Annotated in this window: 19 protein-coding genes, 1 tRNA gene and 4 pseudogenes; 15 read left to right on the top strand and 9 right to left on the bottom strand. The window is 66.9% G+C overall.

What is annotated here, in order from left to right; genetic code table 11:
• The first annotated feature begins 39 nt into the window (after positions 1–39).
• From LRS09_RS08600 to LRS09_RS29995, 7 genes and pseudogenes are all read left to right on the top strand, one after another.
• Entirely contained in the window at positions 40–411 is a 372-nt protein-coding gene (locus tag LRS09_RS08600; protein ID WP_257805343.1) for a VOC family protein, read from the top strand.
• Positions 411–1,111 (top strand): annotated as a pseudogene (locus tag LRS09_RS08595) (helix-turn-helix transcriptional regulator). The gene LRS09_RS08600 and the pseudogene LRS09_RS08595 overlap by 1 nt, the downstream one beginning before the upstream one ends.
• 120 nt (positions 1,112–1,231) lie before the next feature.
• A pseudogene (modA, locus tag LRS09_RS08590) lies at positions 1,232–2,024 on the top strand (molybdate ABC transporter substrate-binding protein).
• A gap of 17 nt (positions 2,025–2,041) precedes the next feature.
• The gene (modB, locus tag LRS09_RS08585) at positions 2,042–2,740 is read left to right on the top strand and encodes a molybdate ABC transporter permease subunit (protein ID WP_257805342.1); all 699 of its coding nucleotides are present in this window, start codon (positions 2,042–2,044) and stop codon (positions 2,738–2,740) included.
• Complete coding sequence (gene modC / locus LRS09_RS08580; RefSeq protein ID WP_257805341.1) at positions 2,740–3,831, top strand: molybdenum ABC transporter ATP-binding protein; 1,092 nt, start codon at positions 2,740–2,742, stop codon at positions 3,829–3,831. The genes modB and modC overlap by 1 nt, the downstream gene beginning before the upstream one ends.
• Before the next feature lie 74 nt (positions 3,832–3,905).
• Positions 3,906–4,247 carry a winged helix-turn-helix domain-containing protein gene (locus LRS09_RS08575; protein WP_257805340.1) on the top strand — a complete coding sequence of 114 codons (342 nt, stop codon included), beginning with the start codon at positions 3,906–3,908 and terminating at the stop codon, positions 4,245–4,247.
• Between the two features lie 53 nt (positions 4,248–4,300).
• The gene (locus LRS09_RS29995; RefSeq protein ID WP_308240289.1) at positions 4,301–5,137 is read left to right on the top strand and encodes a universal stress protein; all 837 of its coding nucleotides are present in this window, start codon (positions 4,301–4,303) and stop codon (positions 5,135–5,137) included.
• Between the two features lie 5 nt (positions 5,138–5,142).
• Here LRS09_RS29995 and LRS09_RS08565 read toward each other — a convergent pair.
• Positions 5,143–7,195, bottom strand: a pseudogene (locus LRS09_RS08565) (M3 family metallopeptidase).
• 132 nt (positions 7,196–7,327) lie between these two features.
• On the opposite strand from LRS09_RS08565, the gene LRS09_RS08560 reads away from it, so the two are divergent.
• Complete coding sequence (locus LRS09_RS08560) at positions 7,328–7,804, top strand: MarR family winged helix-turn-helix transcriptional regulator (RefSeq protein WP_257805339.1); 477 nt, start codon at positions 7,328–7,330, stop codon at positions 7,802–7,804.
• Complete coding sequence (locus LRS09_RS08555; protein ID WP_257805338.1) at positions 7,801–9,051, top strand: multidrug effflux MFS transporter; 1,251 nt, start codon at positions 7,801–7,803, stop codon at positions 9,049–9,051. The genes LRS09_RS08560 and LRS09_RS08555 overlap by 4 nt, the downstream gene beginning before the upstream one ends.
• Here the strand turns inward: LRS09_RS08555 and LRS09_RS08550 are convergent.
• From LRS09_RS08550 to LRS09_RS08530, 5 genes and pseudogenes are all read right to left on the bottom strand, one after another.
• Entirely contained in the window at positions 9,044–9,694 is a 651-nt protein-coding gene (locus LRS09_RS08550) for a carbonic anhydrase (protein WP_257805337.1), read from the bottom strand. The genes LRS09_RS08555 and LRS09_RS08550 overlap by 8 nt on opposite strands.
• 56 nt (positions 9,695–9,750) lie before the next feature.
• A pseudogene (locus tag LRS09_RS08545) lies at positions 9,751–10,242 on the bottom strand (DUF429 domain-containing protein); the annotation flags it as partial.
• Entirely contained in the window at positions 10,199–10,456 is a 258-nt protein-coding gene (locus LRS09_RS08540) for a DUF429 domain-containing protein (protein ID WP_257810158.1), read from the bottom strand. The gene LRS09_RS08540 and the pseudogene LRS09_RS08545, both read right to left, overlap by 44 nt.
• Before the next feature lie 50 nt (positions 10,457–10,506).
• Entirely contained in the window at positions 10,507–11,391 is an 885-nt protein-coding gene (gene pdxY / locus LRS09_RS08535) for a pyridoxal kinase PdxY (protein WP_257805336.1), read from the bottom strand.
• Positions 11,392–11,397: 6 nt separating this feature from the next.
• Complete coding sequence (locus LRS09_RS08530) at positions 11,398–11,649, bottom strand: hypothetical protein (RefSeq protein WP_257805335.1); 252 nt, start codon at positions 11,647–11,649, stop codon at positions 11,398–11,400.
• A gap of 124 nt (positions 11,650–11,773) precedes the next feature.
• On the opposite strand from LRS09_RS08530, the gene LRS09_RS08525 reads away from it, so the two are divergent.
• From LRS09_RS08525 to LRS09_RS08510, 4 genes are all read left to right on the top strand, one after another.
• Entirely contained in the window at positions 11,774–12,415 is a 642-nt protein-coding gene (locus LRS09_RS08525; protein WP_257805334.1) for a LemA family protein, read from the top strand.
• A gap of 13 nt (positions 12,416–12,428) precedes the next feature.
• Positions 12,429–13,256 (top strand): YgcG family protein, encoded by an 828-nt coding sequence (locus LRS09_RS08520; protein ID WP_257805333.1) that lies wholly within the window; start codon positions 12,429–12,431, stop codon positions 13,254–13,256.
• Between the two features lie 10 nt (positions 13,257–13,266).
• Complete coding sequence (locus tag LRS09_RS08515) at positions 13,267–13,893, top strand: TPM domain-containing protein (protein ID WP_257805332.1); 627 nt, start codon at positions 13,267–13,269, stop codon at positions 13,891–13,893.
• Positions 13,894–13,965: 72 nt separating this feature from the next.
• Positions 13,966–14,472, top strand: a complete 507-nt coding sequence (locus LRS09_RS08510; RefSeq protein ID WP_085467145.1) for an N-acetyltransferase — start codon at positions 13,966–13,968, stop codon at positions 14,470–14,472.
• A gap of 26 nt (positions 14,473–14,498) precedes the next feature.
• Here the strand turns inward: LRS09_RS08510 and LRS09_RS08505 are convergent, their stop codons facing one another.
• A complete protein-coding gene (locus LRS09_RS08505; protein ID WP_257805331.1) occupies positions 14,499–15,101 on the bottom strand; it encodes a hypothetical protein in 603 nt (200 codons plus the stop codon).
• Positions 15,102–15,217: 116 nt separating this feature from the next.
• Between LRS09_RS08505 and ppa the strand changes: the two genes are divergently transcribed.
• Positions 15,218–15,751, top strand: coding sequence for an inorganic diphosphatase (ppa, locus tag LRS09_RS08500; protein WP_085467143.1), 534 nt, complete (start codon positions 15,218–15,220; stop codon positions 15,749–15,751).
• A 12-nt stretch (positions 15,752–15,763) separates the two neighbouring features.
• Here ppa and LRS09_RS08495 read toward each other — a convergent pair whose 3' ends face one another.
• Positions 15,764–16,081: a DUF167 family protein gene (locus tag LRS09_RS08495; RefSeq protein WP_374684824.1), complete on the bottom strand. Its 318-nt coding sequence runs from the start codon at positions 16,079–16,081 to the stop codon at positions 15,764–15,766.
• 1 nt (position 16,082) lies between these two features.
• On the bottom strand, positions 16,083–16,376 hold the full coding sequence (locus LRS09_RS08490; RefSeq protein WP_257805329.1) for a YggT family protein: 294 nt from the start codon (positions 16,374–16,376) through the stop codon (positions 16,083–16,085).
• A 130-nt stretch (positions 16,377–16,506) separates the two neighbouring features.
• On the opposite strand from LRS09_RS08490, the gene LRS09_RS08485 reads away from it, so the two are divergent.
• A tRNA-Ala gene (locus LRS09_RS08485) sits at positions 16,507–16,582 on the top strand.
• Positions 16,583–16,661 lie beyond the last annotated feature (79 nt).

Raw genomic sequence — 16,661 nt, 5'->3', positions numbered from 1 at the left:
TCGTGCGATGGTGAGATGTCGAAACGAGAGGATCTCATCATGGCACCCCAGGTTCCCCAGCACGCCGTTGTCTGGTTCGAAATACCGGTCGCGAACCAGGAGCGGGCCAAGGCATTCTATTCCGCCGTCATCGGCAATCCGCTCGTCGACGAGGAGGGCGGCCCGAACCCGATGGCGCGCTTCGCCGCTGCCGGCGACAGCTCCGTTGCCGGTCACATCTATCCCGGCAAGCCCGCGGCGGCCGGCACCGGCCCGACCATCCATCTCGCCGTCGACGATGTCGAAGCAGCGATGGGTCGCGTCACCGCCAATGGCGGCACGGTCGTCTCGCCGGTGATCTCGATCCCCGCCGGTCGCTTCGCCTACTGCCTCGACCCGGATGGCAACTCCATCGGCGTGTTCTCGGCCTGATGCGACGCGCGGACCGCCTTTTCCAGATCGTACGCACCTGCGCGGTGGCCGCCTGGTCACGGCGCAGATGCTGGGCGAGCGACTGGAAGTCTCGGAGCGGACGATCTATCGCGACATCGCCGACCTGCAGTCGACCGGCGTGCCGATCGATGGCGAGGCCGGCGTGGGCTACATCATGCGCGAAGGCTACGACCTGCCGCCGCTGATGTTCACTCGCGACGAGATCGTCGCGCTCGTGGCCGGCGCGCGGATGGTGCAGGCTTTCGGCGGCGCCGCCATGGCCCGCGCGGCGGCGGAATCGCTGATCAAGATCGGCGCGGTCCTGCCGGCCGGCGAAAAGGATCGCATCCGCCGCACCGAAATCCACATGCCCGACTATGTGATGAGCAACGCCGTGCGCGCCGCGGTAGATCTCGCCGAACGCGCAGTCGAAGAGCGGCAGGTGCTTTCGCTCGACTATCGCGACGAGCAGGGACGCCCGACCCAGCGCGACGTGCGGCCGCTCGGGCTCTGGTTCTGGGGCAAGGTGTGGACGCTCGTCGCCTGGTGCGAACTGCGCGACGATTTCCGCGCCTTCCGCATCGACCGGGTCGCCGGCGTGACGCCCGCCGGCCGCACCTTCCGCCACGAGCGCGGCAAGACGCTGGCGGACTTCTACCGCCGCATGGAAGTCCGCGAATCCGACGCCTGCGTCGCCTGAACTTAAGGCGCCGCAGGCGCGCCTCCGTCTCGCGCAAAATCCTTTCCTCGGGTGATGGACACGCGCCGAGTGTTATGTTTGACTGAATATATCGCTCAGGCAGATCACCGGGGAACATCCATGGCTTCGCGCTTTTCGTTCCTGGCGGGCGCCGCCGCACTCGCAGCGTCGGTTCTCGCATCGACGGCTTCGTTCGCGCAGGACAGGGTGACGGTGTTTGCTGCTGCCAGCCTCAAGAACGCACTGGACGCGGTCAACACGGCCTGCGAGGCGGAGGTCGGCGAGGCCGCGACGATCTCCTATGCCGCCAGCTCGGCGCTGGCCAAGCAGATCGAAGGCGGCGCGCCGGCCGATATCTTCGTGTCTGCGGATCTCGACTGGATGGCGTACGCTTTCGGAGAAGAACCTGACGAAGAAGGACACCGAGGTGAAGCTGCTCGGCAACCGCATCGTCCTCGTTGCGCCGGCGGCTTCCGCGGCCGCGACCGACATCAAGGAGAATTTCGACCTCGCCGGCCTCCTCGGGGACGGCAGGCTCGCCATGGCTAACGTGGACTCGGTGCCGGCCGGCAAATACGGCAAGGCAGCGCTGGAGAAGCTCGGCGTCTGGGGTTCGGTCGAGGGCAAGGTCGCACAGGCGGAGAACGTGCGCGCGGCACTCGCGCTGGTCTCGACCGGCGAGGCGCCGCTCGGCATCGTCTACAAGACCGACGCCGCCGCCGACAGGAAGGTGAAGATCGTCGGCACCTTCCCCGAGGGATCGCATGCGCCGATCGTCTATCCGGCGGCGATCACCGCCGAGTCCGAGGACGACCAAGCGGCCGCGTTCCTGAAATGCATGCAGTCCGCCAGGGCGAAGGCGCTTTTCGAGGAGCAGGGTTTCACGGTATTGAGCCCCGTCGCATCGAACTGACGGAGACCGACTGAACAATGGAGTGGCTGGCGCTCAGTCCGGAGGAATGGGTCGCCGTCAGCCTCTCCCTCAAAGTCTCGATCTGGGCGACGATCGTCAGCCTGCCGGTCGGCATCGTCGTCGCCCACATCCTCGCCCGGCGCGAGTTCGTCGGCAAATCGGTGCTGAACGGTCTGGTGCACCTGCCGCTGATCCTGCCGCCGGTGGTCACCGGCTATCTCCTGCTGCTTAGTTTTGGGCGCAGGGGGCCGGTCGGCTCGCTGCTGGAATCCTGCTGCGGGCTGGTGTTCTCGTTCCGGTGGACGGGTGCCGCGCTCGCCTGTGGGGTGATGGCGTTTCCGCTGATGGTGCGCGCGATCCGGCTCTCGATCGAGGCGGTCGACCGCAAGCTGGAGGCGGCGGCGGGTACGCTGGGTGCAAGCCCGATGATGGTCTTCATGACCGTGACCCTGCCGCTCATCCTGCCCGGCATCGTGGCCGGTGCCATCCTCGCCTTCGCCAAGGCGATGGGCGAGTTCGGCGCAACGATCACTTTCGTCTCCAACATTCCCGGTGAGACGCAGACGCTGCCGTCGGCGATTTACACCTTCACGCAGGTGCCGGGCGGGGAGCTCGGCGCGCTGCGCCTGACGCTGGTGTCGATTGCCATCGCAATGATCGCCCTCATCGCCTCGGAGATCCTGGCGCGGCGGATCAGCCGGCGGATCGGCGCCTGATGGCGGTCGAGGTCGAGATCCGGCAGAGGCTCGGCGCCTTCGCGCTCGACGTGGCCTTTGCGAGCGCCGGGCGGCTCACCGCCCTGTTCGGCCCGTCCGGTTCCGGCAAGACCTCGATCGTCAACGCCATCGCCGGCCTGACGCGGCCGGAGGGCGGCAAGGTCGCGGTGGACGGACGTGTTCTCTTCGACGCCGGGCGGCGCATCTTCCTGCCGCCGCACCGCCGGCGGATCGGCTACGTCTTCCAGGACGCGCGGCTGTTTCCACATCTCACCGTGTCGCAGAACCTGCGCTACGGGCGCTTCTTCACGCCGGCGGCGGAGCGGTATGCCGATGTCACGAAGGTGGTCGAGCTGCTCGGCATCGGCCATCTGCTGGACCGGCGCCCCTCCGGCCTTTCAGGCGGCGAAAGGCAACGCGTGGCGATCGGCCGGGCGCTGATCGCGAGCCCGAGGCTTTTGCTGATGGACGAGCCGCTGGCCGCGCTGGACGATGCGCGCAAGGCCGAAATCCTGCCCTATATCGAGCGGCTGCGCGACGAAACGCAGATTCCCATCGTCTATGTCAGCCATTCCGTCGCCGAGATCGCGCGGCTCGCCAGCGACGTGGTGCTGCTGTCCGACGGCAAGGTGACGGCGGCGGGACCCGTCAACGACATCCTGCCGCGTTTCGACCTTCTGCCGGATTCCGAGCGCGGCGAGGCCGGCGCGCTGGTGCGGCTCGAAGTGGTGAAGCCGGACGACGGCTTCGGCCTGTCGCTGATGCGCTCCTCGGGCGGTGAGTGGCGACTGCCCCGTGTCGCCGCGGAGGAGGGGGCGCATCTCACGGTGCACGTCAGGGCAAGGGACGTGATGATCGCAACCGAGCGGCCGGCAGGCGTCAGCGCCCTCAATGTGCTGGAGGGAACGATCGCCGGGGTTGAAAAAGTCGGCGACAGCGAGTCGCTCGTGACGATCCTGTCCGGGTCGGACCGCCTGTCGGCGCGCGTTACCGGCAGGTCGGTGCAACAGCTTGGGCTCGAGCCCGGCAAGCCGGTCTTCGCCATCGTCAAGTCGGTCTCGCTGGACAGCGCCGCGGCCGGCCGCCGCTGACGGGATTGCCGGCCAGCGCGTTGCGGCCGTTGGCCATCGATATATACTGGATGGAATAACGATCGGAACCGTCCATGCCGTCGCTCAGCCTGCGCATCAATCTCGATCCGGACGGACGTATCGGACCAGGCAAGATCGAGCTTCTGGAGCAGATCGCCGCCTTCGGCTCGATCTCGGCCGGCGCGCGGCAGATGAACATGTCCTACAAGCATGCCTGGGACCTGGTCGAGGAGATGAACAGGATCTTCGGCAAGCCGGTCGTGGCGGCACAGACCGGCGGCAGGCGCGGCGGCGGCGCGGAGCTCACGGCCGTCGGGCGTGCGGTGGTCAGCCGCTTCCGCATCATCGAGCAGGCCGCCACAGCGGCGGCCGAGCAGCACATGAACGCACTGCAGGCGGAAATCGCCGCTGGCTAGGCCGATTTGACGGAGGTCAATACCGATCTCCTGCAATGTCGTAAGGTGAAGCCATGAAAAAGACAGCTCTCCTTCCACTCGTCACCTATCCCGAGCCGCTTCCGGGCGAGGCGCTCGCTGCGACGGTGGAGTTCGCCGCCAAGGCGGGCTTCGACCTGTTTGCGCTTTCGCTGGAGGCGGATTTTCCCGACGTCGCCAATGCACTGTCGCGCCTTCTGCTCGATGTGCCCGAGATGATCCGAAGGGCCGAGGCCCAGAGCCGGATGGGCGGTGAGGGGTTGCTAAAGGCTGTCGCCGCGCTCGCTGCGCAACATGGCGTCGAGAGCGAAGCCGGACGCCGCCGTTCGGCGCAGGAGCTTGTAGGCGACGCGGCTGCGGAAGAGGCACGCTATTTCGATCTTACCGTGGTTCCGATGCCGAAGGTCGGCGAACAGGGCCGGGCGATCGCCGAGGCCATCGTGTTCGGATCAGGCCGGCCGACGATCCTGCTGCCCGAAGCCCTGGTGGTGCGCGGCCTTCGCCGGGCCGTGGTGGCGTGGGACGGCTCTCGCGTCGCAGCGCGCGCGGTCAACGACATGCTCTCGCTGTTCGGCGGGATGGATCAGGTGACGATTGTCTCCGTCCTCAACGAGAAGCCGCTGCACGCCGACGACCTCGGCGACAGGCTTGCGGCGCAGCTGATCAAGCGTGGCGTGCCGGCACGTGCGCTGGCGGTCGAACTGGAGGACCAGCCGATCGGAGCGACCTTGCAGGACTTTGCGATCCAGGACGGCGCCGGCCTGCTGGCGATGGGCGCCTACGGCCATTCGCGACTGCGCGAATTCGTGCTCGGCGGCGCGACGCGCACGATCCTGGAGGACGTGCGCCTGCCGGTGCTGATGTCGCACTGAGCGGGCTACGCCAGCCCGCGCTTCGCCATCATCGCCTGCGGCGAGGGCATGCGGCCGCGGAAGGCAGTGTAGAGCTCTTCCGGATCGGCCGAGCCGCCGGCGGCGTAGATATGCCGTTTCAGCTTGGCGGCGAGGTCCGGGTTGAAGGGATCGTTCGTCTCCTCGAAGGCTGCGAAGGCATCGGCGTCGAGTAGCTTCCGACCACATGTAGGAATAGTAGCCGGCTGAGTATCCGTCGCCGGCGAAGACATGCTGAAAGTGCGGCGTGCGGTGGCGCATCACGATCGCGTCCGGCATGTTGAGCCGCGCCAGCGTCTCGGCCTCGAAGGCCATCGGGTCGGCCGGCGCGTCGGGACGGGCGTGATAGGCCATGTCGACCAGCGCGGAGGAGGTGAACTCGACCGTGTTGAAGCCGGCGTTGAAGTTGCGCGCGGCCTCCATCTTGGCGATCAGCTCCTCCGGCATCGGCTTGCCAGTCCTGTAGTGCAGCGCATGGCGCGCCAGAACCGCCGGAACCGTCAGCCAGTGCTCGTAAAGCTGCGACGGAAGCTCGACGAAGTCGCGCGACACCGATGTGCCCGAGATCGACGGCCAGCGGACCTCCGTCAGCATGCCGTGCAGCCCATGGCCGAACTCGTGGAACAGCGTGCGCGCCTCGTCCAGCGACAGCAGCGCCGGCTCGCCGGGCGCGGGCTTGGCGAAGTTCATGACGTTGTAGACGATCGGCAGCGAGCCCGCGCCCAGCGTGTAGCCGGATTCGAGGCTGCTCATCCACGCGCCGGAGCGCTTGGTCGGGCGGGCGAAATAGTCGGCGAGGAAAGTGGCGATGCGGTCGCCCTCTCGGCTGCGCACCTCGAACACGCGCACGTCCGGATGCCAGGCGGTTATGTCCGGCCGCTCGACGAAGGAGACGCCGAACAGCCGCGAGGCGACATCGAAGGCGGCGTCGATCACGCGCTCGAGCTGGAGATAGGGCTTCAGCTCGGCCTCGTCGAAGGCGAACTTCTCGGCACGCAGCTTCTCGGCATAATAGCGCCAGTCCCACGGCGCGATCGCATGGTTGCGGCCTTCGGCGGCAGCGATCCGGGCAAGCTCGGCCTGGTCGGCGGCGGCCTTTTCCAGCGCCTTCTCCCAGACCGGTTCAAGCAGGCCCATCACCGCCGGCGGAGTCTTGGCCATCGTGTCGTCCAGTTTGAGTGCGGCGAAGTTCTCGTAGCCGAGGAGCTTCGCCTTCTCCGCGCGCAGTTGGAGCGTGCGGCGGACGAGGTCGCGGTTGTCGGTCGGGCCCGGGTTCTCGCCCCGGCCGGCGAAGGCGCGGAACGCCTTCTCGCGCAGGTCGCGGCGGCCGGAGAAGGACATGAAGGGCTCGTAGATCGAGCGCGACAGCGTGACGGCGAAGCGGCCTTCCTCGCCGCGCGCCCGGGCGGCTTCCGCCATGGAGGAGCGCAGAAACTCGGGCAGGTCGTCGACGTCTTCCGCCTGGAGGATCATGGCCCAGCCCTTCTCGTCGGCGAGCAGGTTCTGGCTGAATGCCGCGCCGAGCGAGGCAAGCTCCTCGCCGATCGCGGCGAGGCGCGCCTTGTCGTCGGCACCCAGCTTGGCGCCGGCGCGCACGAAGCGCTTCCAGGTCTTTTCAAGCACACGCAGCGTCTCTGGATCGAGTCCAAGCTCGTTGCGCCGCGCATAAAGCGAATCGATGCGGGAAAAGAGCCGGTCGTTCATGTAGATCGCCGAGAAGTGCCGCGACATCTTCGGCGCGATCTCGCGTTCCAGCGCCTGGATGGTCTCGTTGGTGTGCGCGCCCGCGCGGGCCCAGAACAGGGCGGAGACGCGGCCCAACGGGTCCCCCGCGAGCTCAACTGCTGCAAGCGTGTTCTCGATCGTCGGCTCCTCGGCATTGCTGGCGATCGCGTCTATCTCCGCGCCGTGGGCCGACAGGGCAGCCTCGAAGGCGGGCGCGTAGTCGCCGTCGTCGATCCGTTCGAGCTCCGGCAGGCCGATCTCGCCCTTCCAGCGCGTGAGGGGATGAGAAGCGAGATCAAGCGGGTTGGCGGTCATGGAAGATGCTCCGGGAGGGACATGCTGCCGGGCATGTAGTCGCTGCGGCGTCGCGGGACAACTGCTTGACGCGGAACGGCGGACGCTCTATGGCCCACTTATTATCAGCAAGGCTTACTAATTCCGACCCAGATGGCTCTTCTCCAGAATCCGGATTCATTCGGCTTCCTGATCGCCGACGTTTCGCGGCTGATGCGCGCGGAGTTCGACCGGCGCATCGGCGGGGCGGGCATCGGCGTGACGCCGGGCGAGGCACGCGCTCTCTCCTATGCGTTTCGCGTCGGCGTGGTGCGCCAGACGGTGCTCGCCGAGCGGATGGGGGTCGAGGCGATGACGCTGAGCACCTATCTCGACCGGCTCGAAGCGCGCGGCCTCGTCGAGCGCCGGCCCGATCCGACCGACAGGCGTGCGAAGCTCATCCACCTCACGGACGAGGCGCATGTGGTGCTGGAGCGGATCCAGGCCATCGGCGCCAGCGTGCGGGTCGATGTCGCCGCGAGAATCAGCCCGTCGGAATGGGAGCAGCTCAACTCGGCCCTGCGGCATGCCCGCGACAGCCTCAACCAGCTTCGCCTCGAGGCAAGCAGGCGGGAGAGCGACGCCGCATGAACATGATGCAGGCTCCGGTGGCGGTGCCGCCGCTGATGTCGGAGCGGCGCGTCGCCATCATCGGCGCGCTGCTGGTCGCGCTCGGGCCGGTGTCGATGGCGCTCTATACGCCGGCGATGCCCGAGATCGTGCGCGCCTTCGGCACGACGGAGGCCGCGGTCAAGCTGACGCTTTCGATGTATTTCGCCGGCTTCGCCGTGGCGCAACTCTTCTGCGGGCCGCTGTCGGACGGGTTCGGCCGGCGTCCCGTTACCGTGGCATTCATGGGGATCTATCTCGTCGCGAGCACGCTGGCGCTGTTCTCCCCGAACGTCCATGTGCTGATCGCCGCGCGCTTCCTGCAAGGCGTGGGCGCGGCCGCGGGGATAGCGATCTCGCGCGCCATCGTGCGCGATCTCTTCACCAATGAGTCGTCTGCCAGGATCATGAATCTGATCGGCATCATCCTGGCGATCGGGCCTGCCTTCTCTCCCGTCATCGGCGGCGTGACGATGGAGTTGTTCGGCTGGCACGCGATCTTCATCCTGATGGTGGCCTTCGGCGTGGCGATCATCCTGATTGCGACGTTCTCCCTACGGGAGACGGTGACGCGCGACCTCAGCCGCATCCGGCCGATGGCGATCCTGCGGTCCTACAAGTCGCTGCTCGGCAGCCGTTCGTTCATGTATCCGAGCCTGATGCTCGGCGGCACGGTGGGCGCGCTCTACACCCTTGCGACCATGCTTCCCTTCGTCCTGATCGAGCGTGTCGGCCTGACGGCGACACAGTTCGGCCTGTCGATGCTGATGCAGTCCGGGTCCTATTTCTTCGGGTCGCTCGCCGTGCGGTTCATCATGCCGAAGCTCGGCTCGAATGCGCTCGTCCCGATCGGCCTGGGCTTCGTGGTCCTCGGCGGCATTGCGATCTGCGCGCTGCCGCTGCTGTTCGGCCCGAGCTTCTACACGGTGATGCTGCCGATCGCGTCCTATGCGGTGGGCATCGCCTTCGCGACCCCGGCCCTGACCACGGCGGCGCTCGCGCCCTTCCCGCACATGGCCGGGGCGGCCTCGTCGCTGTCGGGCTTCATGCAGATGGGCGGGGGTCTTCTCGGCAGCTCGGTCGCGGTGTTGATCGGGGAGCCTGTTCTCGCGATCGCCACCGTGATTCCCGCGATGGGCGTGATCGCTGTTCTCTGCTGGCTGGGGTACAGGAAGCTGCCCGACACCACGCGGATCGCCCGGCCGCCCAACGACATCACTGTCAACTGATCTCCAGTTCCGGCCGTTCGAAGTCGCCGGTTTCGGGATTCATGATCCAGAGTTCGCCGGTCGAGATGTCGAACCAGGCGCCGTGCAATGTGAGCCGTTCCTTCTTCTCGAGGATGCTCACGCATGGAAAGGTGCGCAGATTGGCGATGGAAAAGCGGATCGAGATGCGCTCCAGCGCGGTCTGGCGCTCGGCGGCGGTGAGCATCGTGTTTTTCGACACGTCTTCCGCCGCCGGTGCGACGAGGCTCATCCATTTGCCGATGAAGTCGCCCGGCGACAGGGGCTCCGTCACCGGCGAAAGTGCCGCGCGAATACCGCCGCAGCGGCCGTGGCCCATCACCACGATGTTCTTGACCTTCAGGCTCTGGACCGCGAATTCGAGCGCGGCGGACGTCGAATGGTATTCGCCGTCCGGCGCATAGGGCGGCACGAGATTGGCGACGTTTCGGACGACGAAGAGCTCGCCCGGCCCGGAGTCGAAGATTGTCTCGGGCGCGGCGCGGGAATCGCAGCAGGCCACGATCAGCGTCTCCGGCGACTGGCCGCTTCGTGCGAGCTCCCGATAGCGATTCGTTTCGTGCGCGTAACGGCCGCTCATGAAGGACCGATAGCCGTTGAGAAGCTGTTCCGGAAAAGCGCTCATACAGTGCGATTAGCGGGAATCCGTTTCATTCGCAATTGCGAACGATGCACAGCGGATCAAACCCAGATCGCGATCGGCAGCCCGCAGGAATCCACCAGTGGCGGGTCCGGATACGGCCTCGCCTCGCTCCGGCCGATGCGCGCCGCGACCAGCAGCATCGCGCAGGCGTCGAGCACGTCGTCATCGCCGGCGCCGCGCGGGGAGGGACGGTCGAGAAACGCCCGTTCGAGCCCGCATCGCGCGAGGAGAGAGCGCCGCTCCTCCATGCCCGGAGCAGACACGCGGCCCTTGACCTTCTTGGGCAGGGACATGGCCTGCATGCCGTTCAGTCGCCAGAATGCGACTTCGGGATGGGATTCGCGGATACGGCAGCGCAGTTCCGGGCGATCGCGCAGCAGGCCGTCGATCTCGCGAATCTTCGAGAAGATGCCGAATGCCTGGATGGAGATGGACCGCGGCGGATCCGAGGTGGCACGGGCAACGGCGCTGGAGCGTCGATGCGCTTCACCACGCATCGAGCGTGGTGAAGCCGGCGGGCTCGGCATAGACGGCCGCGCGCGAGGGGATCGAGAACACGCTCGACTGCCGCTGGCCGAGCAGGGGCCTGACGGCCATCTCCGGACCGCGACCGCCCCTGCGGGTGACGTCGGGCAATCCGATCGGCATGTCCACCGCGATCACCGCGTCGTCTGGCAAGGCATCGACCAGGGTTGAGAAACGCTCGACGACGACGATCTCGTCATCAGATCCGGGGCGTCTCACGGCTGCCACCCAGCCGGCCTTGCAGCCGTCGACCCCGGCGAGGACGGTGTTCACGCGCGCCTGTTCCTGCCCGGCACGGAGAGATGGCGCGTCTGGACCATCGCCATCGGATGCGACAGGCTCTGGGCGTCGGTTTCGATCTGCAGCTCGTCGCCGCCGCGCTTGGCCGTGCGGGCGAGGATCTCGAACACGGCGGCCGTGGTCGACTGGAGCGCCTTGTCCGGCGACTGTCCCGACAGGACACGGGCAAGGTAGACCGCCGCCGTGAGGTCGCCGAGCCCGTTCGGCGGCCTGTCGATCATGCGATGTTCCGCGAGCAGCGCCTGCGAGGGCGTCAGCAGCAGGTTGCCGATCGAGCCGTTCATCATCGCCGGGGCCGACGTGACCAGCATGGTCGGCGGTGGAGCGTCCTGCGCCGCCTGAAGCAGGCTGGAGATGTCGTCGAGGCGCGCGCCCGTCATCCAGGCGAGCTCGTAGCGGTTTGGCGTCGCCACGTCCGCGGCCGGCACCAGCAGGTCGCGGATCGCCACGGCCGTCGCCTCGGGGACATAGAGCCCGCCCTTGTCGCCCATGACCGGGTCGCAGACATAGAGTGAGCGCGGGTTGCGGGCCTTCACGGCCGCCACCAGCGATGCAATCGCCTCGGCCTGCGCCGGATCGCCGAGATATCCGGACAGGACCGCGCCGACCTCGCCCAGCCAGCGGGCACCTTCGAGATCCTTCATCAGCGCGGCGAAATCGGCCGCCGGCGGCACGATGCGCGTCGCGCGGCCATGGCCCGGATGCCAGGGCAGGATCACGGTCGGAACGGCCCAGACGGGAAAGCCGAGCGATTCGAGGGCGAAGACGGCGGCGCGGTTACCGACGGAGCCGCGCGCGACGTGGCTTGAAATGACGATGACGGCGCGCGGCGTATCGGTTGTGTGGGTTTGCATGCCGGTTCAGCCGCCGAGGATATAGAAAAGGAGCCAGCCCAGGATCGCCAGCGTGATGAGGAAGCCGATGGCGCGGCCGACGCGAGTGCCCCAGACCTCGATACTGTCGGCCTGGTCGACATCGTCGGCATGGAGGTGGCCCTTGAGCCGATCGACCCCGCGCCCGACGAAGGAGGCGCCGTCCGCGGACGATTCCTTCGCCACGCGGTCGAGGATGCGGCGCGACTCCGCCTCCGGGTTGTCCTTCCTGTCTGCCATGGCGCCACTCTAACCGGCGCATTCGGTCCTGCACAGGGGATGCCGTCGCCGCCGTTTCCTTCCGTGTGCCGGCGGAGTAATGTGCGCACCGTTCTTGATCCGCATGGATCGACGAGGGGAGATCATGACTGCTTCAATCCAAGCTCCGGCTGTTCGCCTGCCGCGCCTCGGCACACTCCTGCTCCTTCTGCTCGCCCCGCTGCTTTCGGGCTGCGGCTTCAACACGATCCCCACCGAAGAGGAGAGGGCGAAGGCGGCGTGGAGCGAGGTGCTCAACCAGTACCAGCGGCGCGCCGACCTCATCCCCAACCTCGTCGAGACCGTGAAGGGCTACGCGGCCCAGGAAAAGGACGTGCTTGAATCGGTCGTCGAGGCCCGCGCCAAGGCGACCCAGCCGCAGATCCAGGTGACGCCCGAGCAGCTGTCCGACCCGGCGGCGTTCAAGGCGTTCCAGGACAGCCAGGCCGGACTGACCAGCGCGCTGTCCCGCCTGCTGGCCGTCGTCGAGAACTATCCGGACCTCAAGTCCAACCAGAACTTCCTGGCGTTGCAGGCGCAGCTCGAAGGCATGGAGAACCGGATCGCGGTCGCCCGACGCGACTATATCGAGGCCGTGCGGGTCTACAACACGACGCTGCGCACCTTCCCGTCGCTGATCTGGGCCAAGCTCTGGTTCACCTCGAACGAGCCGTTCCAGAACTTCACGGTGGCCGAGGACAAGATGGAAGTGCCGAAGGTCGACTTCGGTACGAAGCAGGGCGGCTGAGGCTTAAACCGCCATGCAGTGCGCACTCCGCGAGGGCATGAGCGTCGGCGCTCGGCTCCTCGCGGCCGTTGTCCTTCTCGCGCTTTCGCTGCTGCCGGCATTCACGGCGGAGCTTCTGCCGCTGACGGGTCGCGTGGTCGACCAGGCGGGCATGATCGACGCGGCGACCGAGGCTGAGCTGACGGCGAAGCTGGCCGCCTTCGAGCAGAAATCCTCCGACCAGATCGTCGTCGCGACGATGGACAGCCTGGACGGCGAAAGCATCGAGGATTTCGCCAACCGGCAGTTCCGTGCCTGGGGGCTCGGCCAGGCGGGCGAGAACAACGGCATCCTGCTGCTTGTGGCGAAGGACGACCGCAAGATGCGGATCGAGGTCGGCTACGGGCTGGAAGGCACGCTGACCGATCTGCACTCGAAGCTCATCATCGAGAACACGATGGTGCCCGCCTTCCGCGCCGGTGACTTCTCCGGCGGCATCTCGCGGGCGGTCGACGACATCATCATGGTGCTGGAAGGCAATGCCGCCGAACTCGAAGCCCGCGCCGAGCGCAACCAGGACGCGCCGGCGGACATCGACTGGTTCGTCGTCCTGTTCGTCACGCTGTGGGTGACGCTGTTCGTCGGCGGCTTCCTGATCTCCTTCCTGGCGCCGATCTACGGCAAGAAGCTCGGACCGAACCGCTACCGCTGGCTCGGCATGGACATCACCATCGGCGGCGGATCGTCGTCGGGCGGAAGCTATTCGGGCGGCTCGTCCGGCTGGTCTTCCGGCAGTTCGGGCGGCGGCTTCTCCGGCGGGGGCGGCTCGTCGGGCGGCGGCGGAGCCTCGGGCGGATGGTAGGAGAGGCGGCATGACCGGCGAGGTCGATCATTCACGCGTCTCGGCCGCCATCAGGGAGGCCGAGAAGTCGACGTCCGGCGAGATCTTCTGCGTACTCGCGCGCGCCAGTGACGGCTATTTCCACGTCGCGGCCGCGGTGCTGGCCGGCGCCATCATGGTCCTCAGCCTGCTCGTCGCGCTCTGGCTCGAATGGGGCTGGCGCCATGTCGACGCGTCGACCTTCGTGCTGGCGCAATGCCTGGCATTCGCGGCAGGTGTGATCCTGCTGAAGGCCGTTCCGTCGCTGCGCATCCGGCTGGTGCCGAAGCGCGTGCGCTATGCCAAGGCGCATGCCAACGCCATGCGGCAGTTCCTGTCGCGGAACGTGCATACGACGAGCGAGCGGACCGGGGTGCTGATCTTCGTTTCGCTGGCGGAACGCTATGCGGAAGTGGTGGCCGATACCGGCATCAGCGAGAAGGTGCCGCAGGCGGAATGGAACCGGATCGTCGCGGATCTCGTCGTCGCCGCGTCCGGCAAGCGGCTGACCGAGGGTTTCGAAGGTGCGGTCGCCGCGGCCGGCTCGCTGCTTGCCGTGCATGTGCCGCGCGGGACGCACGACCGCAACGAGCTCGACGACAGGCTGGTCGAAATCTGAGTGGAAAATGCACCGGCAGGCGCAGCTCGCCGCTTGCGCCAACTCTTCGCACCCGGCTATGGTTAAGCCATTATGAAAACCCTGACCGTAGGCATACGCAGAGCCGAGGAAGACGACGCGGCCGCGATCGCGTCTATTCATCAGGCAGCGTGGCAGGGCGCCTATGCGGGCATCATTCCCCATCGCGCACTCACGGCGATGATCAATCGCCGCGGCCAGAGCTGGTGGGCGAGCGCGATCAAGCGAGCGGCTTCCGTGCTGGTGGTCGAGGTGGGCGGCAAGGTCGTCGGCTATGCAACGATCGGCCGCAACAGGTCGCGCGACCTCAAGCAGGAAGGCGAGATCTACGAGCTGTATGTCAGGCCGGAATATCAGGGCATTGGCCTCGGCACGCGGCTTTTCCAGGCCGCGCGGGAGCGCCTCAGCGGGCACGGGCTGAAGGGGCTCGTCATCTGGGCGCTGGAAGACAACGCCAATGCGACCTCGTTCTACCACGGCATCGGCGGCCGCGACGTCGCCGAGGGCGTCGAGATCTTCGACCAGAAGGCGCTGCGCAAGATCGCCTTCGTCTGGAAGTAAGGCCGGCCTGAACCGGTCTGGCCGGCCTATTCGACGCCGGCCTTGTCCTCGAAATAGCTGGACGCCTCTATTGCCGTTGCGCGCCGTTCGCCGTGCCACATCGCCTCGGCGTGGCGGCAGGCGAAATCGCGCGCCTCCTCGTCGGCGACCTTGCGCGCCAGCGCATTGGCATCCTTGTTGGCCGTGGCCTCGACATAGCCGACGACGCAGGCGTCTCCCGCATCCTTCTGCCCGACCTTCGCGATCACCAGCACCTGGACTTCCGGCAACGGATCGCCCTTGTCGTCGGTGCCGGGCGAGACGAACCAGCGCCGGATCGTCGCGAAGGGCGTGGCGCCGTCGAGCCGCCATTCGATCGTGTCGCCGGCATGATTGAAGCCCGAGAAGGTCTCGAACGCGCCCTTTTCGAACCATGGCCCCAGATGGCCATAGAAGGCGGACTGCCTGAGGTCGCCCTCCGCGAAGCTGATGCCGTAGTCGCCGTGGCCCTTGCAGGTCCACGACCCGCCGGTTTCGTCGGACTGCACCTCGCGGCAATCCTTCTCGAAATCGACCTTCTGGTAGGCGCTTTCGGCGGCATAGGCGCCCGCCGAGGACGCCAGGAGCATCAAGCCGGCAACCATGCGCATCGCTATTCCTCCGGTGGACGCCGCATCTTCCGCCTCGTCCGCCCTGGCGTCAATTCGGCCGCTTGCGCTGCATCGCACAAAGCGATACCGCTGCGCAAAATTGCTGGAGTTCTTTGATGCGCATCGACGCCATTCCGATCGGAAACAACCCGCCCGACGACGTGAACGTCATCATCGAGGTGCCGATCGGCGGACAGCCGATCAAGTACGAGATGAACAAGGAGGCGGGCACGCTGTTCGTCGACCGGTTCCTCTACACGCCGATGGCCTATCCCGGAAATTACGGCTTCGTGCCGCACACGCTGTCGGGCGACGGCGACCCGGTGGACGTGCTCGTCTGCAACACGCGTGAGCTGATGCCCGGCTGCTACATCAATGTCCGTCCGATCGGCGTGCTGATCATGGAGGACAATGCCGGCCAGGACGAGAAGGTCATCGCCGTGCCCACGCCGAAGCTGACGCGGCGCTACGACAAGGTGCTCAACTACACCGACCTGCCGGAGATCACGCTGCAGCAGGTGGCGCATTTCTTCGAGCACTACAAGGATCTCGAGCCCGGCAAGTGGGTGAAGATCGGCGGCTGGCACGACGCCGACTATGCCAAGAAGATGATCGTCGAGGGCATCGAGCGGGCCAAGGCGGCCAAGTAGGCCGTCCGGGCGTCAGCCGCCCGCGAGCCGCTCCTCCACGCGTTTCGACAGCAGCGCCGCGTCGCCCGCGACGCTGACGGTCTTGATCCGCGACGTGGCTCCGCCCGTCACGGACACCGTGCGGCCGGGCACGCCGAGCCACTCGGCCACCAACCGCTCCAGCGCGGCATTCGCCGCGCCCTTTTCAGGCACCGCGCGGACGCGGGCGGCAAGATGGGTCGAACCGTCGGAGGCCGCCGCGACACCTTCGATCCGGTCGGCCGAGGATTTCGGCGTCAGGCGCACGCGGATGTCGATGCGTCCGGCCGAAAGCCGGACCACGCGCTCCATCTCAGGACAGCAGCGCCGGGGCGACCGTCTGCAGGATCAGCTGGCGGACGAAGAACAGGATGAGCAGCAGGATGATCGGCGAGATGTCGATGCCGCCGAGGTCCGGCAGGAAGCGCCGGATCGGCCGGAGCGCCGGCTCGGTGACCCTGTAGAGGAACTCGCCCACCATGCCGACGAACTGGTTGCGCGAATTGATCACGTTGAAGGCGTAGAGCCAGGAGAAGATCGCCGACAGGATGATCAGCCACCAGTAGATATCGAGCGCCAGGATGATGGTCTGGATAAGGGCCAGCATAAACGTCTCCGTGATCGTCGGGCAGATGTAGCCATTGCAGGCGGAAGCGGCAAGGGCAGCGGGAATTCCGCCGCGCAACGCGCTTGACAGGACCCGGGCCCGACCCATAAATGCCGCCCATCCGTCGGACGGGGCTGTAGCTCAGCTGGGAGAGCGCGTCGTTCGCAATGACGAGGTCAGGGGTTCGATCCCCCTCAGCTCCACCAACGGCGGATAGTTAAAGCTCAGCCCGTATGAGTGAGGCAGGGACCATCTTCAAAATCGCTAGATCCTCCAGGCTGAACT

Origin of the sequence: Mesorhizobium sp. J428 (genome assembly GCF_024699925.1) — a bacterium.
GTDB lineage: Bacteria > Pseudomonadota > Alphaproteobacteria > Rhizobiales > Rhizobiaceae > Mesorhizobium_A.
The sequence above is the reverse complement of the archived record's forward strand: the minus strand, read 5'-3'. Positions and strand labels throughout refer to the sequence as shown.